Here is a 20,294-nt window from a genome sequence, read left to right as displayed (position 1 = left end):
CCTTCTTCCACGCGCAGCCCATGAACAAGGATGCGATCCACAAGCAGGGCTCGACCTCGCGGGCTCAAACGGGCATGTTTATGCAGGTTCATCCGGGGCTCCTGGGGGCTGGGTTGGCTTGGTAACCCCCATCTTCCAGAGATGCCCCGGATGAACAACCTACTGAGAGATCACAGCTAGCCACGCCGCCACACCCGGCAATGGTTGTTGGCCGGCAGCGCGGCATCGTCGATCAACCGTAGGCCCACCGCCGCGGCCAGCGCATCCACCGCCTCCGCATCGCGCAGACCGGAGGCGGGATCGCGCTCGCGCAACATCGCATCGAAGGCGCGATTGCTGTCGCTGGTGAACTGGCCATTGCGGTTGAACGGACCATAGATCGCCAGCACGGCATCGTCGGCCAGGATCGACGGCAGCCCGGCGAACAAGGCCTGTACCTGCGGCCAACCCATGATGTGCAACGTATTGGCGCTGTAGACGGCGTCATAGCCGATCGACACACCGGCCGGTGTCGTTGGCAGTGGCGGCGGCGGTGCCAGCCACGCCCCCGGCACCGCTGCCGCCTGCAGCGCGATCGGTGCCGGCGTATTCGGCAACGCCGCCTCGTCCAGCCACTGCCGCATGCCGGGCAAGTGCTCCGGCTGGTCGCTGGCCTGCCACTGCACCCATGGCATTGCCGCAGCGAAATGCACTGCGTGCTGGCCTGTCCCTGCGCCGATCTCCAGCACATGCCGACGGTCCCCGAAGTGGCGCAGCAGCACGTGCAGGATGGGATCGCGGTTGCGCGCGGATGCGGGCGAGAAGGGTTTGGTCATGCATGACCTCATGGGCGATGGGCGCACTGCTGCCGGCCGGCCTGCGGCCGTGGCACTGGCGACAGCGACGCCATTGTAGTTCTGCGATGGCGCCTGGCATCGGCGGCCAGGCGCACGCAGCGCTCGCCAGTTTAGCGAAGGGGGTGAGCGCGAACCGCTTGAACGCCGCTAACCACCTTTGCTGTCTGTCACCCGCCACCAATGGAATCGACCATGTCTTCCAGCAATCGACGTCACGTTCGCAAGACCCTTGTTCTTTGCGCACTCGCGACCATCGCGATGACCATGTTGGTTTCACCAGCCAGTGCGGCAGTGCTCGGTACCGTCAGGGTATCCGGTAACGTGCAGGATAAAGCAAACGACGAAAGCTCCGCGCCCTCCAGCCAGGCCGTCTACAAATACCTGTGGCAGGCTGGCGGGAACGCTTGCCGCAGCAATTTTCCAACAACCAGATCGCTGGTGCTCACCCGAGTGTCTGCTCCGGTGGCTTCCCAGACCGGCAATTGGCAGAACGTCACCGCATTTTGGGCCTGCAGGGATACGCCCTGAGCACGCGCCTGACGTTTCGGCGTCGTCCAGCCTGATACCGACGTGGGTGAAGGTACGGCGGTGATGCAGCCGCCTTGCCTCTACGGGTGATGTGCGCCTGACGGCGGCATACCTCAACGCGGCTCCGGCAAGGCCTCGTAGGCGCGCCGCACCGCATCGGCGCCGAAGCGCCGCTCCAGCCGCCGCATGATGAAATGGCCGCGCGCCATCGCCTGGAAATGCCGCATGAAGACCGCGTTGAGGGTGGCGCCACTGACGGCGCCGACCACCGGCACCGCCTGCACGGCAAGCTTTTCGCCGACGTTGACCGAGAACTTGGCCGCGATCCGCGACACCAGCGCCACCAGCACCGGTGCGCCCTTGCTGGCGAAGCCATGCGCGGCCACGTACTGGGCTGCGGCGCTGAGCTGCTGCGCCATCGCCGCGCGCACGGCGAAGTAACCGGATTCGGCACCGTCGTCGCCGCGGCTGCGGCCGCCGTGTGCCAGCACTTCCAGGCAGGCCAGCGCCGTTTCCGGATCGTGCAGGGACTCGCCTTCGGCACGAGCAATGTCGGCGATCGAGCGCAGCATCACCGTGGTGGTCAACGGCAATTCCACCGCCAATCCGGGCAGGCCAAAGAAGCCGCCCGCACCGCCAGCCACGGCCACCGCCCAGGTGTGGCGGGCGGTCGCGGCCGGCTGCCGGGTGACTTGGCCGCGTCGCAGGCTCCACAGCGCCGAGCGCATCGCCACCTGCAGCGCGCGCCGGGTCACCGCGTCGATGGCGCGGGTCATTGTCTTGGGCAGGCGTTTGCTGATCAGGCTCTCGATCGGCGCGCCCAGCGCATTGGCCAGCTGCGCGGCGACGCCGGGGTTCTCCAACAGGGCATGGGCGGTGCGCAGATCCTGCTGCGCCGCAGCATCCATCACCGGGATCGGGAGTGTCGTCATACCGGCTCGTGCTCCTCAGGGCGTTGCCGCATGGTACCCAGCCCAGCGTGAGCGTCTGCCGAGCGTCGGCGGTCCAGCCCGCCAATTTCAACTTGCAGCAAAAGTACGCGATCATCGGGCTCCGTGCCGGCAACATCGACACCGATGAACGAGATTCGCCACAGCAGCATCATTGCCGCTGCCCCCGAGGTCGTTTCCGCCGCGCTCACCGAGCCGGCGCAGCTGGCGCGTTGGTGGACGCGCGAGGTCCGCCGCGAGGGTCAGCAGATCCGTCTGGACTGGCCGCACCACGGTTGGTGGGCGGAGCTCATCCTCGACGCCGGCGCCGACCACCGGCTGGCGTGCTGGCGCTGTCGGCGCGCCGACCTGTTCGACAGCACGGCCTGGGCCGGGACGGTATTGCGCTTCGCGCTGGTCTCCATCGGCCAGGGCACGCGGGTGGACCTGGTGCACTCCAGCGATTGCGCGATCCCGGCGCTGGCACGTTGCGCCCGCAGCTGGCGCCTGCTGCTCGACGTCAGTCTCAAACGCCACGTCGAGCTCGGCCACGGCCTGCCCTATCCCGACATCCTGGCGATCTGCGCGCCCGCCACGGGCTGACGCTCAGGCCGCGTGCGGCTGGCCTGGCATCGCTGTCGGTGGGGTGGGCAGTTGCGGGTCCACCGTCACCGGGCGGTCGTCGCGCAACAGCGCGCGCGCCTCGTCGGTGCTGCCCACTGCAGGCGGCGAACCGCGCAACGGCAGGCCTGCGGTCTCGCGCACGAACAGCATCGTGATCAAGCCGATCGCCGCTGCGCCCATCAGGTAATAGGCCGGCACCAACGGATCGCCGCTGCGCTCGACCAGCCAGGCGGTGACCAACGGGGTGGTGCCACCGAACAACGACACCGACACGTTGAAGGCGATCGACAGCGCGCTGTAGCGCACAGGCGTGTAGAACAACGCCGGCAGCGTGGAGGGCATCGAACTGGTGAAGCACACCAGCGCCAGGCCCAGCAGCATCAGCCCGGCGAAGATCAGCCAGTCGTTGCCGCTGCCGACCAGCAACAGGCAGGGAACGGCGAGCGCGAACAGCGCCACGCAGGCGCCGATGATCATCGGCCGCCGCCCCAGACGATCGCTGAACAGCCCGCCGACCACGTTCAACGGCATCATCACCAGCATCACCAGGATGATCAGCAGCAAGCCCTTGCTCTCGGCATAGCCCATCGTCACGCTGAGGTAGCTGGGCATGTAAGTCAGCAACATGTAGTCGGTGACGTTGAACACCAGCACCAGCCCCACGCACTTCAGCAAGGCCGGCCAATGCAGCCGCAGCAAGGTCATCAAGCCCTGCCCGGCGGTCTGCCGTTCGCGCTGCTCGGCCTGTTCGGCATAGGCGCGGAAGGCCGGCGTCTCTTCCAGCTTCATGCGCAGATACAGGCCCAGCAGGCCGAGCGGCCCGGCGATCAGGAACGGCACGCGCCAGCCCCATGCCAGCATCTGTGCCTCGCTCAATGCCGCTTGCAGCACGGTCACCGTGGCGGCACCGGCGATATAGCCGCCCAGGGTGCCGAACTCCAGCCAGCTGCCCATCAGGCCGCGATTGCGGTCGGTGGCGTATTCGGCGATGAAGGTGGCCGCACCGCCGTATTCGCCGCCGGTGGAGAAGCCCTGCAGCAAGCGCGCCAGCAACAACAACACCGGTGCCCACAGACCGATCCGCGCGTGCGAAGGGATCAGGCCGATGCTGAAGGTTCCCAGCGCCATCAGGATCATCGTGGCCGCCAACACCTTCTGGCGCCCGTAGCGATCACCCAACGGACCGAACACCAGCCCGCCCAGCGGCCGCACCAGGAAGGCCACGGTGAAGGTCGCGAAGGTGGCGATCAGCTGCGCGGTGGGGTTGGTGGACGGGAAGAACACCTGGCCCAAGGTCACCGCCAGATAGCCGTAGACGCCGAAGTCGAACCATTCCATCGCATTGCCGAGCGCCGCGGCGCCCACGGCCTTGCGCAGCATGCCGCGGTCGACCACGGTGACCTCCTCCAACTGCAAGTGGCGGCGGCGTTTGAACCAACCGAAATGCGAACGGATCGCGTGGGTGTCGTGCATCGTGCGGTCTCCTGGTGCGGCCATCGCTGCCCGCTCGTCCCGGTCACGCACAGGACACGGCCCATCGCATTGCGCGGCGCATGCACGCGCACCAATGACGCCGGAGGCATTCCCGGACGGCCGCGTGTATTCCACGGCGCTGCGGGACAGACGACCAAAAGATGGGCAACGGCCCAAGGGCATTGATCAGCCCGCCATGTTACTACAGCGCGCGTCTGGCTGCACCCCGCCGCCGCTGGCGAGGCTGCAAAACAGGCTGTTTCAGCGGACATACGCAGCATCGTTGCACTGCGCCAGACGCCGTGCTGACCGCATGGCGCGTGCGCCGACGTGCGCTGCGCCAATGTCCATTCGAATGGCGTCGCGTCGCGCTGCATGGCCACACGCATTGGCTCCCACGCGCATGCGTTGCATGCGCTGCATCGGCGTGCCATGGGACAGCCGCGCGCGTGTCCGCTGCCGTCGTCCAGCACCTGCGTGACCGGCACCACCAGACACATCCGTCGTGGAATCGACCGCAGCGAGGTTGCGACACGCGGCAGCTGCGGCGCTTACATGGGCCGTTTTCCACACGTGGGCAGCGAACAGGCGGTGCGGTCAGCGCCTCCTAACGCCACAGATTCCTGCGACCCGCTGTGATTCCAGCGACCGCGCCCCGCAATCCGGTCCCGCTCAGCGATTGATGCCGAGCGCCGTCAGCACCGGCGCCAAGTCGTCACGTGTCTGCGGGCGCACGACGCGGGCGACTTCGTTGCCATCGCGCAGCAGGATCAGCGTTGGCCATAATTTGACAGCAAAACTCCGCCCGAGCGGACGGCCCTTGCCATCCTCGATCTTGCGATGGTCGAGCGCGTCCTGGCCGCCAAGGAATTTCTGCAGCAAGGGTTGCGCGGCCATGCAATGGCCGCACCAGTTGGTGCCGAATTCCAGCAATTGCCAACCTGCCTGCGCATCCACCGCTGCACGCTCGGGCGCCTGACTGTCGTAGTCGCGCATGAACGCCATCGCGCGCCTCAGGACAAGGCGCGCTGGATGTCTTCCAGCGGCAGATTGGTCAGATCCTTGGCCACATCGCCGACCAGTCGCTGCTGGGTCTGCTTGTGCAGCAGCGGACGCACGCGGCCCAGTGTGGTGGGGTCGGCGACCAGCACCAGATGTGCGTAGTCGTGCTTCAACGCGCCATCGTTCAATGCCTGCGACAGTTGCTTGGCAAAGGTCATTTCGTCCAGCTCCGCTTCGGAGCTGCGTGGCGGCACCTTGCCCGCCGGGCCCTCGTCGTCCACGTTCTGCACCTCGGTACGCGCGTGCTGACGCAGCACCACGCTGCGTTCGTCGCCGGTATTGGTGAACCAGCGGGCCTCGCCGCCGTCGGCGACCACCACCAATGCGCCCTGGGGAATGTGCAGACTCATCTCGGCCTCCTGATGCGAATGGATGCCGCGCTCAGCGCGGTGTTGTCCGACCCTAGGGCAGCGAATGTAAGGATTGCGCGTAGCCGACGTCAGCAGCACGTTTAGCTCCAACCTCGCCGCGCAGGACCGCATTCATTGCAACTGCCCGGGAACGCGCGTCGGCGCCTGCAGAGCCTCCTGCACGTAAAGGCGCTTCACCAGCACGAACGCCACCACCGTCAGCGGCGCGGCCAGCAACACGCCGGCCGGCCCCAGCAGCATGCCAATACCGAACAGCGAAAACAGCAGCAGCACCGGTGGCAGATCGACACTGCGCTGCTGGATCAATGGCAGCAGCAGATTGCCTTCGATCTGCTGGACGATCACGAACAGCGCCGCGGTGGCCAGCGCCATCTGCGGACTGACCGTGAAGCCCAGCAGGATCGCCGGCACCGCCGCCACGATCGGCCCGACGATGGGAACGAAGTCGAGCATACCGGCGATGATGCCCAACGCCAGCGCACCCGGAATCCCCAGCGCCCATAGCCCCAGCCCGGTCAGGACGCCGACCACCGCCATCGCCAGCAACTGCCCGCGCAACCACAGGCGCAACGCGACGCCGCTGGCCTGCAGGGCCGCATCCAGGGTCGCGCGCGCATCGGCAGGTACCAACAGCAGGACCCCACGCCGATACAGGCCCGGCTGCGCAGCCAGATAGACCGCGCCGACCAGCACCAGAAACACATTGGCCACTCCGCCAGTGATGCTCAACGCGAACGCCCCGGCACGCGGGGCCAGGTTGGATACCCGCTGCGGCGCCTGGCGGCCGAGTTCTTCCAGTGTCGGCCCCAGCGGCCCGGATGCCAGCCAGTCGTGGAAGCGTCCCCATGCCGACGGCAAGCTGCGCTGCAACGCGCTCAACTCGCTGGCCAGTTGTGAGCCGAACAACCACAGCAAGGCGCCCAGACCTACTGCCACCACCACGACCACCAGCGCCAGCGCCCAGCCCTCTGAGATGGGGACCCACCGCCGGACCCAGTCGGTCATCGCGCGCAACAGCACCGCCAGCACGATGGCGCCGAACACCATCAGCAGCAATCCCGACAATGTGCACAGCAACCAGGCGCAGGCGATCAGCGCCAGCACGACGATGACGCGGAGGACGAACGCACGCAGATCCGAACGCGGCATGAAAGCCTCGACAGCGAGAAACGCACGCCACCCTAGCGGGCGCAATGAGAAGACGCTGTGCCTACCCGTACCGGCAGCACGGCAGCGGTGCTGCAGCGCTGGCAATCACCTGCGCCGCACACGAACGAGCGCGACCGTCGACGCGGTCTTAGCATCGCTGCGGCCACCATGACCCTCCCGCGTCATGCCACGCGCCTTGCGAGGACAGTCGATGTCCCGTTTCCTGCTGATCGGCGGCCACGGCAAGGTGGCCCGCCTGTTGACGCCGCTGTTGGTGCGCGACGGCCACCAGGTCACCGCCCTGATTCGCAATCCTGCGCATGCCGACGACGTCCGCGACGACGGCGCCACCCCGGTGGTGGTGGATATCGAACACGCCGACACCGAGGCGCTTGCCGCCCAATTGACCGGCCATCACGCGGTCGTGTGGTCGGCCGGCGCCGGCGGTGGCGATGCCGCGCGCACCTACGCAGTGGATCGCGACGCGGCGATCCGTTCGATGCATGCGGCGCAGCAGGCGCGCGTGCAACGCTATGTCATGGTGTCCTATCTGGGCGCTGGATTGGACCACGGCATCGCGCCGGAGGATCCTTTCTTTGCTTATGCGCAGGCCAAGGCAGAAGCCGACGCGCAATTGCGCAGCATGACATTGGATTGGACGGTGCTAGGTCCGGGCCGGCTGAGCCTGGATCCGCCCAGTGGACGCATCACCTGCCACCCAGGCAGCGACAGCGATCGCAGCGCCTCGCGCGCCAACGTCGCGCAGGTGATCGCCGCGACCCTGGCCACGCCAGCCACGATCGGCAAGACCATCGAGTTCGTCGATGGGCAGACGCCGATCGCACAGGCGTTGGCGCAGCCGAACTAACCGAGGGCGGTGTCCTGACGGCGCAGCATGCCACGGCCGGCGGTTCGCCGGGCTGCGCCGAGGACCGGCTTGTCTGGTCGCGAGATCGCCCGAGCGGGCAACACGGCACCGGCATGGCGCTGGCCATGCCGGAAGGGAAGGTGGTCCAGCTGCGGATGCCTGCATCCTTTAAGCTGCCTAGATGCTCTATGGCCGCACAGCTGGTGGCGCATGATGGTCCGGCGCGTGTTAGCCGCACGTGCAGCTTGGCGGTCACCCCAATGACAGCGGGCTCACCGTCCCCCACGCGCATGCCGGCCGCCTGACCGACGCGCAGGCCTCGCGGCGCAGTGCGTGCCGTTATCGCGCGGCCGAGCATCCGCACGTTGCCGCCACCGGCGGCATGCCGGATAGTCACGTCACGTTCCAGATTCCCGCCTATGAAGCTCTCGATCCTGTTGCTGTTCGTCACCGGTGTCGTGATCGGTCTCGCCGTGCTGATCTATCTGTGGCAGCGCATGCGCGCCAGCCAGCGCGTCGCGCCCGCTGCAGTCCAGGTGCGCGCAGCGATCGCGCCCATGGATCCGGCCACGGCCCAGCCCGCGGTGGAGATGCCACCACAGGACGCCCCCATCGCCGCCGCGACGACCGACGCCTCGCCGCTGACACCGCCGCCGCTGCGACCGCTGCTGCGACAGATGTACGCGGTGGTGACCGAGACGCCGGCGCTGGCGCAGACGACCACGCCGCTGGACCCGGCCCAGGAGAGTGCGGTCGTGGCGGTCGGGCAGGCCTTGGACCAGCTGGATCTGCGCCCGCAGCTGCTGCCGCGCCGGCCGCACCTGCTGCCGCAGTTGATGCGGGCGGTCAACGACCCCGATGCCTCCGGCCGCGGCATTGCCGCCATCATCGCGCAGGATCCCGCCCTGGCCGCCAACCTGCTGCGCATCGCCAATAGCGCGTTGTACCGGCCGCAAGGCGGGCCGTTGGAGAGTCTGGAGCGGGCGGTGGTGCATATCGGCACCGAAGGCGTGCGGCAGATCGTGGCGGCCGCGGTGATGCAGCCGGTACTGAGCCTGGATGGCGGCCTGCACGCACGCCTACCGGCAGCGGTCTGGGACTATGCGCTGCGCACCGCCGCCGCCGCATCCGCCTACGCACGCCAGCGGGGCGGCGACAGCCTGTCGGCCCAGTTGGCCGGCCTGTTGCAAGGCCTGGGCGCCATCGTCATCCTGCGGCTGCTGCGCGACGCCTATGCCGAACGGCCCGGCCTACCGTACAGCCTGCCAGCCGCTGCCCTGTTGGTGGAGCGTCATACCGCCGCGGTGGCCCAGACCATCGCGGCGACCTGGGAGCTGCCGGCCGCTGTCGCCACCGCGCTGGACGAACAGCGCCCCGAACAGGACGCGCAGATGCCGGCCACTCCGCTCGGACTGGCTCTGCGCTATGGCCGCCTGGCGGCCGTGCTGGCGATGCTGGCGCGCCACGGCGCCGAACAGGGCGGGCATGCGTTGCAGCTGCTGGCCACCCTGGAACCGGACCCGGCTGCCAATGCCGCGCTCTGGGAACGCCTGATCGCCGCCAGCGTGGAGTGAGCCGCCACCGCTAGACAGAGGTCGCGCACCACCCACGGCGCCGCCCGTCCGGCGCTGGGTCCCCCTGCTCCAGACCTCGAATCGGTCACAGTCCGGCGGCGAGCTTCGCCAAAGATGCCAGCGCGGTTCGCCACGCGTGCGCTGGTTTCGCACAGCACTGCGCACGCGCAGCCTCACTCGGAGATGCTGCCTGTGGTGCGGCGGCCTTGCGATGGGCGCCGTCGTCACGGTGCGGCACGCCGGCAGTAACGGTGCGCCATTCGGCTGCCGCTGCCGGCAGCGCCTTCCTTCAGGTGCCCCATGACCCTGCGCACGACCACCTGTTTGCTTGCTCCCCTGCTGCTGACGTTATTGCTGGCTGCCGCACCGGTTGGCGCAGCCAACGCGCCTTACCTGGATCGCATTGCTTATGCGTCCGCGGCCGATGCCGGGCTCGACGCACGCGCCGTCAATGAACGATCGGCGGTCATGCATTACGTCTGGCACAGCGGGCAGCAGTCGGTGCCCTATACCGTGCGCACCGGCCATCTGATCGCCACCGATCCGAGCGGCCAACCGCAAGCCACCATGTCCTACGTGGCCTACACTGCGACCGCGCGTGGCGGCAAGCCACGGTCGCTGACGTTTTTCTACAACGGCGGCCCCGGCGCATCGGCGTCCTTATTGCACTTGGCGTCGTTCGCACCCAAACGGTTGGCCACGCCGGCACCGGCGTTCGGCAGCTGGCCCAACTATCCGATGGTCGACAACGCCGAAAGCCTGATCGCCAGCACCGACATGGTGTTCATCGATCCGCCCGGCACCGGACTGTCCACCGCCATTCTGCCCAAGACCAACCGCAGCTTCTGGGGCAGCGATGCCGACGTGCAGGTGATGCGCGACTTCATCCGCCGTTACCTGCAGGCCAATCAACGCGCAAACGCGCCGCTGTACCTGTTCGGCGAATCCTATGGCACCACGCGCTCGGCGATGCTGGCGTTGTCGCTGGAGGCGGCCGGCGTGCAGCTCAGCGGTGTGGTGCTGCAGTCGTCGATCCTCAACTATATGACCGATGCGACGTTCTCCGGCGGCCTGTACTACCCGGACTACGCCAAGGGCATGAAGTACAGCGGCGACACCATCGGCGGCTATTTCCCCAGCTATGCCGCCGTCGCCGCCTACCACCATCAGACCGAAGTCAATGCCAGCGATGCGTTCTATGCGCTGCAGATGCGCGCCTTCGTCAGCGTGGTGCACGACGAGTTCCAGCGCTACGGGCCGACCTGGGTGCTGAGCCAGTACGGCTTTCCCACCGTGCTGGGCAAGCCGGCACCGCCCAGCGCCAACGTACTGGCGCGCTGGCGGCCGCTGTCGGGCCTGACCCTGCAGGCCTTGCAGGGCTATTTCGCCCTGCAGCCGTTCAACAACGCCTTGCTGCCCGGCAATGTCATCGGCCGCTACGATGGCCGGGTGCGCCTGCCCGACAGCGATCCGCGCCTGCGCGATGACGGCGACCCGTCCGACATCCTGATCGGCCAGCCGCTGGCCAATGCGGTGGCGCGGCAGTATCCGGACTATCTCGGCTACAGCGCGCCCAACGCCAGCTACGCCATCCTCAACGACGCCATCATCGATGACTGGGACTTCCACCACGGCGGACGGCCCGCGCCCGATACCGTGCCCGACCTGCTGGCAGCCCTGCGTCTGAATCCCAGCCTCAAGGTGCTGGCGCTCAGCGGCTATCACGATCTGGCCACGCCGCTCTACAGCACCGAGAAGCAACTGGCGCGGCTGCACACCATCCGCGGCTTCAACCCGGACGTGCAGGTCGCCACCTATGCCGGTGGCCATATGCTGTATTTGGACGATCGCACCCGGCCCCAGGTGCAAACCGCATTGCGTGCGTTCTACAGCGGTACGCCGATCGCCGACGCGGTGCCGCTGGCACTGCTGGACGCGCCCTGGCCGGACAACCGCGGTGTCAGCGCCGCGCCGTCGGCCGCCAGTGCCACACCGTGACGCACGCCTCGCCCCTCTGTCCAAGGAGCTCCTGATGCACATCCCCTCTGCCGTGCGCCCCCTCGTCCCGCTGCTGGCCTTGCTGGCCGGCAGCGCGGCCGCGCAGTCCCTGCCCACACAGCTGACCTCCACGGCGACCACGCACCGGGCCGGCGGTCTGGAAGGTCCGTTCGCACTCCGCGCCGACCAGACAGCTGGCGCCCCCGTCGCCGACAGCGTTGGCGACAGCCTGCAGCACCAGGCCCAGCAGCGCCTGACCCAGGCGCTCGGCGCCGAGGCCGCGCTGGCGCAGGGCGCCACCCTGACGCGGCAACAGGCGCAGGCGCAGGGACTGGGCTTTCTCGCCACGCATTTCGATCAGATCGATCGCAGCCACAGCGGGCGCATCACCCTGGACGATGTCCAGGCGTATCTGCAGCAGTCGCACTGAGCGGCGAGCGCCGTCTGCACCCGGTTGGTCACTCCGCATCCTAGAGCGTTGCATGCCGGCCTCAGCCGGCATGCGATGGCGACGCACTCAGGCCTCGCTGGCAATCATCTCCCTGACCCGGCGCGCCAGCACGCTCACACTGAAGGGCTTGGTCAGTACGGCCATGCCGGGATCGAGATGGCCCTCGTTGAGCTGGGCGTTCTCTGCATAGCCGGTGATGAACAGCACCTTGAGCTCCGGGCGGCCGACGCGCGCGGCATCGGCCATCTGTCGGCCGTTCATGCCGCCGGGCAAGCCCACGTCGCTGACCAGCAGGTCGATCCGCGCCGGCGACAGCAGCAGGTCCAGCCCGGCCGCGCTGTCCGCCGCCTGCAGCACCGTATAACCCAGCTCCTGCAACACGTCGGTGAACAGCGTGCGGATGGAAGGCTCGTCATCGACGATCAGCACCGTCGCCGTGTCAATGGAAGGCAGGAGCGCCAATCCGGCCGTCGGGCCTTCCACTCCGGCCTCGACACCGAGATGGCGTGGCAGATAGATGCACACCTTCGAGCCTGTACCGACTTCCGAATGGATGCGTACCTGGCCGCCGGATTGCTTGGCGAACCCGTAGATCATCGACAACCCCAACCCGGTGCCTTCGCCCAGCGGTTTGGTGGTGAAGAACGGATCGAACGCACGCGCCACCACGTCCGGCGGCATGCCGGTGCCGGTGTCGCTCACACATAGCGACAGGTAATGCCCTTCGGGCATGCCCAGTTGCTGGCCCATCGCGTGGTCCACCCAGTGATTGCAGGTGGCGATGCGCAGGCGACCGCCATTGGGCATGGCATCGCGCGCGTTGATGCACAGGTTGAGCAGTGCGTTCTCCAACTGCGAGGCATCGACCAGTGCCGACCAAAGCCCGGCTGCCGGCAGGCTCTCGACGCGGATCCCCGGGCCGACCGTCCGTTGCACCAGTTCCAGCATGTCGGCCACCAAGCGATTGACGTCGGTCGGCTTGGGCAACAGCGTTTGCCGGCGGGCGAAGGCCAGCAGGCGATGGGTGAGTGCGGCCGCGCGGGTCGCCGCACCTTGCGCCACCGACAGATAGCGTCCCAGCTCCTGCACCCGTCCCTGCTCCAGACGCAGACACATCAACTCCAGCGCGCCGGAGATGCCGGCCAGCAGGTTGTTGAAGTCGTGCGCCAAGCCACCGGTCAGCTGGCCGACCGCTTCCATCTTCTGCGATTGCCGCAGCGCCTCTTCCATCACCATCAACTCGCTGGTGCGCTCGCTGACGCGTTGTTCCAGCGTGGCGCTGAGCTCGCGCAGGGCCGCCAGTGCCCGGTCGCGTTCTTCCGACAGCGCATGCCGGGCCTCGATGTCGAGCAACACTCCCGGAAACCGCAGTGGCGTGCCATCGGCGGCCAGTTCCACCTGGCCGTTGGCCTCCAGCCAGTAGTAGTTGCCGTCGGCGCGCTTGACCCGGTACTGATGGGCATAGGGGCCGCCGCGTGCCAACACCTCGGCGATCGCCGCGTCCAGGCCGGCGCGATCGTCCGGATGCACCGAGCGCAGCACCTCGCGCAACGGCACGCCGCTGCGTCCCAGTGCCGGATCCATGCCGAAGTTCAGCGCGAACGCTTCGTCCACCGAGAACGCATCCTCGGGCAGGTCCCAGATCCAGGTGCCGATGATGGCGCCGGCTGCCAGCGCCAGTTGCACGCGTTCGGCATTGCGGCGCGCAGCCGTTTCCGCCTCCACCGCGCGATCGCGCTCGCTGGTGCGGCTGACCACTTCGTGCGCCAGGTGCGAGTTTTCGCTGCTGAGCAAGGCGTGCTGGCGATCGCGATCGCGGTCGGCAACCACCTGGGCCGTCGTCTCGATGGCGATGTTCAACAAGCCGACGATGCTGCCGTCCTCACCGCGGATCGGCGATGCGGTGGCGTTCCAATAGGTGGTTTCGTCGATCCCGTTGCGCCGCATCGGCAGGACGATGAAGCTCTGGCCGAATCCCTCGCCGGTGCGCAGGACCCGATCGAACGCCTCGGCGATCGGCGCATAGGTCTCGCGCCAGACCTCGGCCACCGGCTGCCCCAGCGCATGCGGATGGCGATCGCCCAGCGACTGCGCATAGACGTCGTTGTACAGCATGCGCAGGTCCGGCCCCCACAACACCGCGCCCAGCAGCCTGGCGTTGATCACGACCGATAGCGCCGACCGCAGCGATTGCGGCCAGCGCTCCGGCGCCCCGAACACGGTGGCCTCCCAGTCGTGCGCGCGGATCAAGGCCCCCATCTCGCCGCCGCCCGAAAGGAATGCCAGACCGTTCGGCGCAATGGCGGCGGACTCTATGCTCACGTGCAGGTCCCGCCTGGCTGAAGTGCGCGCATTGTGTCATGACCAGCCACGCATGCCGTGCACCGCCACACGCACTACCCGAACCGGCTGCGCGAAGCGGGCAGGCGCGCACTCCGATCTGCGCCCACCGGTCGCACCGTCAGGGTTCGGAGGGCCGCGCTACCGCTCCGCTCACCGCTGCGCGCGCGCTGGGCGCCGGCCCCAGATAGCTGGCCGGCAACGCCGACTGGCTGAGGACCAGCTTCTGCAGCACCACGTTGTCGTCCAAGCGCCAGACCTTGAGGACGTGCGCACCGGCCGACACGGCCGCAAAGCGCGCCTGCACCACGCGCGCGTTGTCGCGCACCGCCGCATTCCAATCGCGCTGCTGCTGCCGCGTGGTCGCGGTCGGCGCCGGCACCAGGCTGTCGGCGATTTCCTGCACTGGACCGTCATCGAGCGAGACACCCAGCCGCAGTCGCTCGCCGCCACTGACGTCCAGGCTCGGCACCAGATAGAGCTGCGCCACCAGCGGGCCTGCGCGCGTGGTGGTCAGCGCGTATTCCAGGCGCACGCCCGCGGCCACCGTCGTCGCCGGCCGCCCTTGCGGCAATGCGACCATCGCCCCGAGGGTGCGCCCCAGGTGCGGGATCGCGTGCCACTGCAGCCCGGCAGCATCGACCTTGCGGCTGTAGTTCGGCGCTTCGATGGCGATCGCATCGGCGACCTGCGGAAACGCGGCCTCGGCCCAACGCAGCGGACGCGGATCAGCGTCGCCTGGCACCCGCACCAACGTCGGCAACGTCTGCGTCGGCGGCTCCTGCCAGTTGGTATAGCCGATATGGGTCTGCAGCATCATGCCGTTCCACTTGCCGCCAGCCAGTGCGTGGTACTGCGCGGTGATCTGCGCATCGCGGGCGAAGGCAGCCTCCGCCAGTGTGGCGAACTGATTGGCACGTGTATCGCCGGCGGCGGCCAGGCGACGATTCCAGGCGACCGCGTAGTACAGCCGATACAGCGTGGCCATCGCGATCACTGGATGTTCCACCAGCTGGAAGTACGCATCCTGCTGGCTCGACGGCAACTCCGCCTTGACGGTCGCCACGTCGCGCTCCAAGGCCTCCCACTGCGCCACCAGCGCACCGAACTCGCCGCCATCCAGGACCTCGCCGGTGCCGGCGCCCAGCGGAAAGCTGTCGGCATCGATCAGCTCCGGCTTGCGACGGGCCGCGTACTGGCTGTAGCGCGTCACGATATCGGCGATCGCCTCGGCCCGCGTCGGACCGAATGCGGCACGCGCCCATTGCTGCGGGAATCGCTGCAGCGCCGCGACATCCATCGCTTCGGGATTCCATGCCTGCCGCAGGAAGAAGTCCAACGGGTATTCCATCGGCTTGATATCGCCGACATTGACGACCCACATCGCGCGCGCACGGCGTTGATAGGCCAGGTCCATCTGCTGCCAGGTCTTCTCGATCTGGTTGGTGTTGAGCCACTTGTAGTTGCGTGGCACACCGACGTAATCGAAGTGGTAATAGATGCCGAAGCCACCGGCGCGCGTCAGGTCCTTGCTCGGCAGCCGGCGCAACTGGCCCCAGTTGTCGTCGGCGAACAGCAGGATCACATCGTCTGGCACCTGCATGCCGTGGTCGTAGTAGTCCTGCACTTCCTTGTACAAGGCCCACACCTGCGGCGTCTGCGCGGCCGGCTTGCCGGTGACCGCGCCGATGATCGCGCGCTGGTCGGCCACCACGCGCTCCAGCAACGGGATCGCCGTGCCCTCGGTCAGCGCTTCGTCGCCATCCCCGCGCATGCCGATGGTGACCACGCTGTCGTACGGACGATCCGGCCCGCGCGCGACCATGCGTTCGATACCGCCACGCCAGAAGGCGCGCAGGTTGGCGCCATTGTGCAGATAGTCCCAGGCGCCCCCAGTGATCCCGCCATCCTGATGACGGTGCCACTCGTCGTGCGCGCGCATCATCGGTTCGTGGTGCGAGGTGCCCATCACCACGCCCACCGCATCGGCCAGCACCATGTTCTGCGGGTCGTCGTCGTTGAAGGCTTTCGGCGCCCACATCGCCGGCCAAAGATAGTTGCCTTTCAGGCGCAGCAACAGATCGAAAACATGCGCGTACATCTGCGCGTTGATGCCGCCGAAGTGCGTGCGCGCCCAGGTATCGAACGCCGGGTTCTCGTCGTTGATGAAGAAGCCGCGGTATTTCACCTTCGGCTGATCGCGATGTTCGCCGGCGGTCAGATACAGCGTGCGCCTGGGTTGCACGGGCACATCGGCCCACCACGACCACGGCGACACCCCGATCTTCTCCGACAGGTCATAGAGCCCAAACACCACCCCGCGACGGTCCGAGCCCACCACCACCAGCGCGCGCTCCACACCCGGCCACGGACGCTCTACCACGACCTGCCGATACGCTTCCCACTGTCCGGCCAGGCCGGTGACATCCAGCTTGCCCGTACGCACCAATCCATCGATCGTCGCGCTCGCGCCAACGACCCCGGCCACCACCACCGGCCCGTGGACCGCAGTGGGATCCTGCAACCGACGCGGCGCCTGGCCGCCCACCCGCTGCAGATCGCCAGCGAACCCGTCGGCGGCATGCTGCACGGCCGAATCCGCCTGCGCATCGACCAGCACCGCCGCCGGCGAGGTCTCGCTGATCAGCGCAAAACTGCCTGCAGCGTTGCGCTCACAGACCGATACGGGAGACGAACACGCCAACGCACCGGGCGCGTAAAGCGTTCCGCATAACAGCACCGCTAGGAACCAGCGCACGTTCATCGTCTCTCCTGAGCGGAGCGCCAGCAGCAAACCCCACTGCGACCACCGCGCTGCAAGTATGGTAGCGCTATCAATCCGAGCGACTATAGCGGGCCAAGCGCGCGCGGTCTTGCTGCGCTGCGTGATCGTGCGTGCGTCGTGATCGAGATCACCAGCAAGTTGCTTAGTCGTGTCGCGAATGCCGAGCCACAGTCGAGACTTGGAACCACCCGACCGGTGCCATTGTTTGTGCAGAGCACGGGGCCGCAGATGACGCCCCAGGACACAGCGGGCTCGCCACGCCACGCGCCGCTCTGCTGTCCGATGCCGCGCTGCCCCCCCTTCCAGGCTTGCGATGGCGGTTCATGACCGCGACAGCTAGGCAGACACCGTGCTCACATCGGCGCGCACAGACTGGCCCAGCGTTCCCAACCAATGAGAGTCGAGCAATGGATAAGAACCGTATCGAAGGTGCCGCCAAGCAGGTCAAGGGTTCCATCAAGGAAACCGTCGGCCACGTCACCGGCAACAAGCGTACCGAGTTGGAAGGTGCGGCCGAGAAGAACATCGGCAAGGTCCAGCGCAAGGCTGGCGAAGTCGCCGACAAGGCCCGCGACGCCGCCCGTTCGGCCAGGTAATCCGCATTCCGGCGGCGCAGAGCCTTCACGCAAGGCTTGTAGGCGAACAGAACAGGCACGACCGCTGCCGCGCATCACCACGCCCGCGTCGCCTAGTGCTCATCGAGCCCCGCGTTCCGCGGGGCTTTGTTTTTCACGCCAGGCACGACCCCGCGTCAGCTTGGCCTGACTGCAGCTCGTACGTGCCGTCTGCCCGGTCGGCACTTACGTTGATCGATAGGTTTGCGCCATGACACCACTGGGGAAGCGCTGACTGTCGACCAGGGCGAGCGGCCGGGGCACGGGCAGCGCATCGAAGATCGGCAAGCCCTGACCAAGCAGGATCGGATAGACGCCCAGCACGTACTCGTCGATCAGACCGTGGGCAATCAGGCTGCGCGCGAACGCGGCACCACCGTGGGCAAGAATCGGCTTGCCCTCGCCGGCCTTGAGCTCGGCGATGGTCTCGCGCAGGGGCCCGCCGCCCACCCTGGCCTGCGCCCAGCTCTCGCCCCCGATGGGCAACGCCATGCCGGCATCTGCGCAGCGCGCGTGTGCAGCGGCCAACGCATGCGCAGCCGTCTCCAGTACCGCAGCGCCACGTGCCGAGAACACCAGCTTCGGAATCTGGTTCATCGCCGGGGCGAACGCAGACTCCGCCGTCGGCCAGAAGCTGGCCATGCCCTCGAACACCCGGCTGCCCATGATGTGCAGACTGGCATTCCAGGCATGTTCTACCTTCCAGGCGATGGCGGCCTGGTCGCCGTTGAACACCCAGTCGATCTCATCGCCAGGGCCGGCGACGAAACCGTCGAGCGACATCGACATCATCAACTTGAGCTGACGCATCGTGGATTCCTGGTGCGATGGGGAGAGGAAGCGGCCGACATCCATTAGCACGACGCCTATCGCCCCCGCATTGCGACAGGCACGCTATCCAACCGTCGGATCGCCGATCCGTCTGCCACCCGCACCTTAGCGGCAGATGCCGCCCAGCGCACTGGCCATGGCCAAGCCCGTCCACACGGGTCGCCGCATCGTTGCGATCGCACCGACGCCATGCGCCATCGATGCGTGGTGCTGGAATCCGGATCGCTGGCCTTCCCGTGCCGGCCTGGAAGCCCGCGCTTGATCGCACTGCAGCGGCGCGTTCCGGCTCGCCTCTTCACCGCGCGCACTCGGGCGGTGCCACTAGCCTGTGGCCCCCTGATCCCGGAGTCCTTCTCCATGCATGCCTTGGTCGTCGTCGCCCATCCCGACCCCCGCTCGCATACGCATGCCGTTGCAGCGCAGCTGATCGCAGCGGTCAGGCAACAGGACCCAGGCCATCGCATCGAACTCGCCGACCTGGCGCAGGAAGGCTTCGATCCACGTTTCAACCAGGCCGATATCGCCCTGTATACGCAGCGCGCGGCACCGGCGGCGGATGTGGCCGCCGAGCAGGCGCGGCTGGATCGGGCCGATGCGTTGGTGTTGGTGTTTCCGATCTATTGGTGGGGCTTTCCGGCGCTGCTCAAGGGCTGGATCGACCGTGTCTTCACGTTGGGCTGGGCCTTCGACGAAGAGGCCGATGGCCGCATCGTCAAGAAGCTGGAGCGCTTGGACGTGCACCTGCTGGCCATCGGCGGCGCGGACGAGCGCACCTATGCGCGGCACGGCTACTTCGGGGCGATGAAGACGCAGATCGGCCACGGCATCTTCGACTTCTGTGGTGCGACCGTACGCAGCGCCGAGCTACTGACGCTCCCGGATCCGGAGTTTCCCGCATCGCACTTCGCCACCGCGCACCGGGTGGGACAGCGTTTGTTCCAGGCAAAGGCTGCCCGCGGATCGACACCGTCCGCTTAGAGCGCAGCGCATGCGACGGCCGGAAGCGGGCGGCACCTGCAGCCGCGCCGCGCGCTCATCGCATCCGGATCGGATTGCCTTGCTGGCAGCGACAGCGTCCACGGCGCTTCTTCGCGCCAGCCCTGTCGCCCCGCCGAACTCCCGCTCGCCGCTACGACGCCTCCACCACCGGGCGCAGGCACAACCAGATCGCCCACCAGTGCGAGAGGGCGCCACCCAGGACATGAGCGTGCCAGATGGCGCGGTTGTAGACCATCGACTTGCGGACATAGAAGGCCACGCCCACGGTGTAGAAGGCACCGCCGGCAATGATCAGCCAGAGCACGCTGCTGTCGAGCCCGGCGATCATCTGCCGGATGACCACCAGGCCGGCCCAGCCCAGCAGCAGATAGATCGCGACCCAGAATCCCTTGGCGATGCCGGGCAGACACAGCTTGGCGAACACGCCGAACAGGGCCACGACCCAGACCGCCAGGATCATCGCCCAACGCCAGGGGCCATCGAGCGCGACCAGGAAGAACGGCGTGTAGGAGCCAGCGATCATCACGAAGATGCCGGCGTGGTCGAACTTGCGCAGCATCGGCTGGCGCTGCGGTGGGGCGAAGTTGTACGCGGCCGAGCAGGCGAACATCACCAGCAGACCCAGCGCGTAGACGCAGGTCGCCAGCACCATGGTCTCGTTGGCATGGGCGCGCCACACCATCCAGGCACCGCCGACGATGGCCAGGAACAGGCCGGCGGCGTGAACGAAGATGTCGGCACGACGCGCGGCGGGCGTCTGGTAGTGAGGAGCGCTGCTGTGGGGAGGCACGGACACAGGGAATCTTCGAGAGGGGGACCGGCAGGGCACCGCGCGCCGCGCCATGGGGGCACAGCATACCCG

18 protein-coding genes are annotated in these 20,294 nt (G+C 67.6%); 8 read left to right on the top strand and 10 right to left on the bottom strand.

Going from position 1 to position 20,294, the window contains the following annotated elements:
- Positions 1 to 176: 176 nt before the first annotated feature.
- Positions 177 to 815 carry a DUF938 domain-containing protein gene (locus CKY51_RS08950; RefSeq protein WP_022970662.1) on the bottom strand — a complete coding sequence of 213 codons (639 nt, stop codon included), beginning with the start codon at positions 813 to 815 and terminating at the stop codon, positions 177 to 179.
- 213 nt (positions 816 to 1,028) lie between these two features.
- On the opposite strand from CKY51_RS08950, the gene CKY51_RS08945 reads away from it, so the two are divergent.
- Entirely contained in the window at positions 1,029 to 1,364 is a 336-nt protein-coding gene (locus CKY51_RS08945; RefSeq protein ID WP_238319395.1) for a hypothetical protein, read from the top strand.
- 113 nt (positions 1,365 to 1,477) lie between these two features.
- Here the strand turns inward: CKY51_RS08945 and CKY51_RS08940 are convergent, their stop codons facing one another.
- Positions 1,478 to 2,272, bottom strand: coding sequence for an EcsC family protein (locus tag CKY51_RS08940; RefSeq protein WP_022970661.1), 795 nt, complete (start codon positions 2,270 to 2,272; stop codon positions 1,478 to 1,480).
- A 168-nt stretch (positions 2,273 to 2,440) separates the two neighbouring features.
- Here CKY51_RS08940 and CKY51_RS08935 point away from each other — a divergent pair, with 168 nt between their 5' ends.
- Positions 2,441 to 2,896, top strand: a complete 456-nt coding sequence (locus CKY51_RS08935) for an SRPBCC family protein (protein ID WP_022970660.1) — start codon at positions 2,441 to 2,443, stop codon at positions 2,894 to 2,896.
- Positions 2,897 to 2,899: 3 nt separating this feature from the next.
- Here the strand turns inward: CKY51_RS08935 and proP are convergent, their stop codons facing one another.
- From proP to CKY51_RS08915, 4 genes are all read right to left on the bottom strand, one after another.
- Positions 2,900 to 4,390 carry a glycine betaine/L-proline transporter ProP gene (gene proP, locus CKY51_RS08930; protein ID WP_152249120.1) on the bottom strand — a complete coding sequence of 497 codons (1,491 nt, stop codon included), beginning with the start codon at positions 4,388 to 4,390 and terminating at the stop codon, positions 2,900 to 2,902.
- A gap of 672 nt (positions 4,391 to 5,062) precedes the next feature.
- On the bottom strand, positions 5,063 to 5,395 hold the full coding sequence (locus CKY51_RS08925) for a thioredoxin family protein (RefSeq protein WP_022970656.1): 333 nt from the start codon (positions 5,393 to 5,395) through the stop codon (positions 5,063 to 5,065).
- An 8-nt stretch (positions 5,396 to 5,403) separates the two neighbouring features.
- Positions 5,404 to 5,802, bottom strand: a complete 399-nt coding sequence (locus CKY51_RS08920) for a host attachment family protein (RefSeq protein WP_022970655.1) — start codon at positions 5,800 to 5,802, stop codon at positions 5,404 to 5,406.
- 132 nt (positions 5,803 to 5,934) lie between these two features.
- Positions 5,935 to 6,972, bottom strand: coding sequence for an AI-2E family transporter (locus tag CKY51_RS08915; protein WP_022970654.1), 1,038 nt, complete (start codon positions 6,970 to 6,972; stop codon positions 5,935 to 5,937).
- Positions 6,973 to 7,183: 211 nt separating this feature from the next.
- Between CKY51_RS08915 and CKY51_RS08910 the strand changes: the two genes are divergently transcribed.
- The 4 genes from CKY51_RS08910 to CKY51_RS08895 all read left to right on the top strand — a co-directional run bounded on the left by CKY51_RS08910 (position 7,184) and on the right by CKY51_RS08895 (position 11,842).
- Positions 7,184 to 7,840, top strand: coding sequence for an SDR family oxidoreductase (locus CKY51_RS08910; protein ID WP_022970653.1), 657 nt, complete (start codon positions 7,184 to 7,186; stop codon positions 7,838 to 7,840).
- A gap of 419 nt (positions 7,841 to 8,259) precedes the next feature.
- Positions 8,260 to 9,414 (top strand): HDOD domain-containing protein, encoded by a 1,155-nt coding sequence (locus CKY51_RS08905; RefSeq protein WP_022970652.1) that lies wholly within the window; start codon positions 8,260 to 8,262, stop codon positions 9,412 to 9,414.
- Between the two features lie 300 nt (positions 9,415 to 9,714).
- Positions 9,715 to 11,412, top strand: a complete 1,698-nt coding sequence (locus CKY51_RS08900) for a S10 family serine carboxypeptidase-like protein (protein WP_022970651.1) — start codon at positions 9,715 to 9,717, stop codon at positions 11,410 to 11,412.
- A gap of 34 nt (positions 11,413 to 11,446) precedes the next feature.
- Complete coding sequence (locus CKY51_RS08895) at positions 11,447 to 11,842, top strand: EF-hand domain-containing protein (RefSeq protein ID WP_031338269.1); 396 nt, start codon at positions 11,447 to 11,449, stop codon at positions 11,840 to 11,842.
- 87 nt (positions 11,843 to 11,929) lie between these two features.
- Here the strand turns inward: CKY51_RS08895 and CKY51_RS08890 are convergent, their stop codons facing one another.
- On the bottom strand, positions 11,930 to 14,122 hold the full coding sequence (locus tag CKY51_RS08890; protein WP_022970649.1) for an ATP-binding protein: 2,193 nt from the start codon (positions 14,120 to 14,122) through the stop codon (positions 11,930 to 11,932).
- A 202-nt stretch (positions 14,123 to 14,324) separates the two neighbouring features.
- On the bottom strand, positions 14,325 to 16,967 hold the full coding sequence (locus CKY51_RS08885; protein ID WP_022970648.1) for a glycosyl hydrolase 115 family protein: 2,643 nt from the start codon (positions 16,965 to 16,967) through the stop codon (positions 14,325 to 14,327).
- 428 nt (positions 16,968 to 17,395) lie between these two features.
- Between CKY51_RS08885 and CKY51_RS08880 the strand changes: the two genes are divergently transcribed.
- Positions 17,396 to 17,584 carry a CsbD family protein gene (locus tag CKY51_RS08880; RefSeq protein WP_022970647.1) on the top strand — a complete coding sequence of 63 codons (189 nt, stop codon included), beginning with the start codon at positions 17,396 to 17,398 and terminating at the stop codon, positions 17,582 to 17,584.
- 204 nt (positions 17,585 to 17,788) lie between these two features.
- Here the strand turns inward: CKY51_RS08880 and CKY51_RS08875 are convergent, their stop codons facing one another.
- Positions 17,789 to 18,412: a dihydrofolate reductase family protein gene (locus CKY51_RS08875; protein WP_152249119.1), complete on the bottom strand. Its 624-nt coding sequence runs from the start codon at positions 18,410 to 18,412 to the stop codon at positions 17,789 to 17,791.
- Between the two features lie 378 nt (positions 18,413 to 18,790).
- Here CKY51_RS08875 and CKY51_RS08870 point away from each other — a divergent pair, with 378 nt between their 5' ends.
- Positions 18,791 to 19,411, top strand: coding sequence for an NAD(P)H-dependent oxidoreductase (locus tag CKY51_RS08870; RefSeq protein WP_022970644.1), 621 nt, complete (start codon positions 18,791 to 18,793; stop codon positions 19,409 to 19,411).
- 151 nt (positions 19,412 to 19,562) lie between these two features.
- Here the strand turns inward: CKY51_RS08870 and trhA are convergent, their stop codons facing one another.
- The gene (trhA, locus tag CKY51_RS08865; RefSeq protein WP_081641299.1) at positions 19,563 to 20,276 is read right to left on the bottom strand and encodes a PAQR family membrane homeostasis protein TrhA; all 714 of its coding nucleotides are present in this window, start codon (positions 20,274 to 20,276) and stop codon (positions 19,563 to 19,565) included.
- Between the last annotated feature and the right edge of the window lie 18 nt (positions 20,277 to 20,294).

The organism is Xanthomonas maliensis, from assembly GCF_009192945.1.
In the GTDB taxonomy this organism is placed as follows: domain Bacteria; phylum Pseudomonadota; class Gammaproteobacteria; order Xanthomonadales; family Xanthomonadaceae; genus Xanthomonas; species Xanthomonas maliensis.
Note: the sequence above shows the minus strand (reverse complement) of the source record. Positions and strands in the feature narration are given on the sequence as shown.

Bases quoted from the DNA above. Each gene is read 5' to 3' on its own strand.
- CKY51_RS08950 (WP_022970662.1), bottom strand. From the start codon at position 815: ATGACCAAACCCTTCTCGCCCGCATCCGCGCGCAACCGCGATCCCATC.
- CKY51_RS08945 (WP_238319395.1), top strand. From the start codon at position 1,029: ATGTCTTCCAGCAATCGACGTCACGTTCGCAAGACCCTTGTTCTTTGC.
- CKY51_RS08940 (WP_022970661.1), bottom strand. From the start codon at position 2,272: ATGGATGCTGCGGCGCAGCAGGATCTGCGCACCGCCCATGCCCTGTTG.
- CKY51_RS08935 (WP_022970660.1), top strand. From the start codon at position 2,441: ATGAACGAGATTCGCCACAGCAGCATCATTGCCGCTGCCCCCGAGGTC.
- proP (WP_152249120.1), bottom strand. From the start codon at position 4,390: ATGCACGACACCCACGCGATCCGTTCGCATTTCGGTTGGTTCAAACGC.
- CKY51_RS08925 (WP_022970656.1), bottom strand. From the start codon at position 5,395: ATGGCGTTCATGCGCGACTACGACAGTCAGGCGCCCGAGCGTGCAGCG.
- CKY51_RS08920 (WP_022970655.1), bottom strand. From the start codon at position 5,802: ATGAGTCTGCACATTCCCCAGGGCGCATTGGTGGTGGTCGCCGACGGC.
- CKY51_RS08915 (WP_022970654.1), bottom strand. From the start codon at position 6,972: ATGCCGCGTTCGGATCTGCGTGCGTTCGTCCTCCGCGTCATCGTCGTG.
- CKY51_RS08910 (WP_022970653.1), top strand. From the start codon at position 7,184: ATGTCCCGTTTCCTGCTGATCGGCGGCCACGGCAAGGTGGCCCGCCTG.
- CKY51_RS08905 (WP_022970652.1), top strand. From the start codon at position 8,260: ATGAAGCTCTCGATCCTGTTGCTGTTCGTCACCGGTGTCGTGATCGGT.
- CKY51_RS08900 (WP_022970651.1), top strand. From the start codon at position 9,715: ATGACCCTGCGCACGACCACCTGTTTGCTTGCTCCCCTGCTGCTGACG.
- CKY51_RS08895 (WP_031338269.1), top strand. From the start codon at position 11,447: ATGCACATCCCCTCTGCCGTGCGCCCCCTCGTCCCGCTGCTGGCCTTG.
- CKY51_RS08890 (WP_022970649.1), bottom strand. From the start codon at position 14,122: ATGGGGGCCTTGATCCGCGCGCACGACTGGGAGGCCACCGTGTTCGGG.
- CKY51_RS08885 (WP_022970648.1), bottom strand. From the start codon at position 16,967: ATGAACGTGCGCTGGTTCCTAGCGGTGCTGTTATGCGGAACGCTTTAC.
- CKY51_RS08880 (WP_022970647.1), top strand. From the start codon at position 17,396: ATGGATAAGAACCGTATCGAAGGTGCCGCCAAGCAGGTCAAGGGTTCC.
- CKY51_RS08875 (WP_152249119.1), bottom strand. From the start codon at position 18,412: ATGCGTCAGCTCAAGTTGATGATGTCGATGTCGCTCGACGGTTTCGTC.
- CKY51_RS08870 (WP_022970644.1), top strand. From the start codon at position 18,791: ATGCATGCCTTGGTCGTCGTCGCCCATCCCGACCCCCGCTCGCATACG.
- trhA (WP_081641299.1), bottom strand. From the start codon at position 20,276: ATGGCGCGGCGCGCGGTGCCCTGCCGGTCCCCCTCTCGAAGATTCCCT.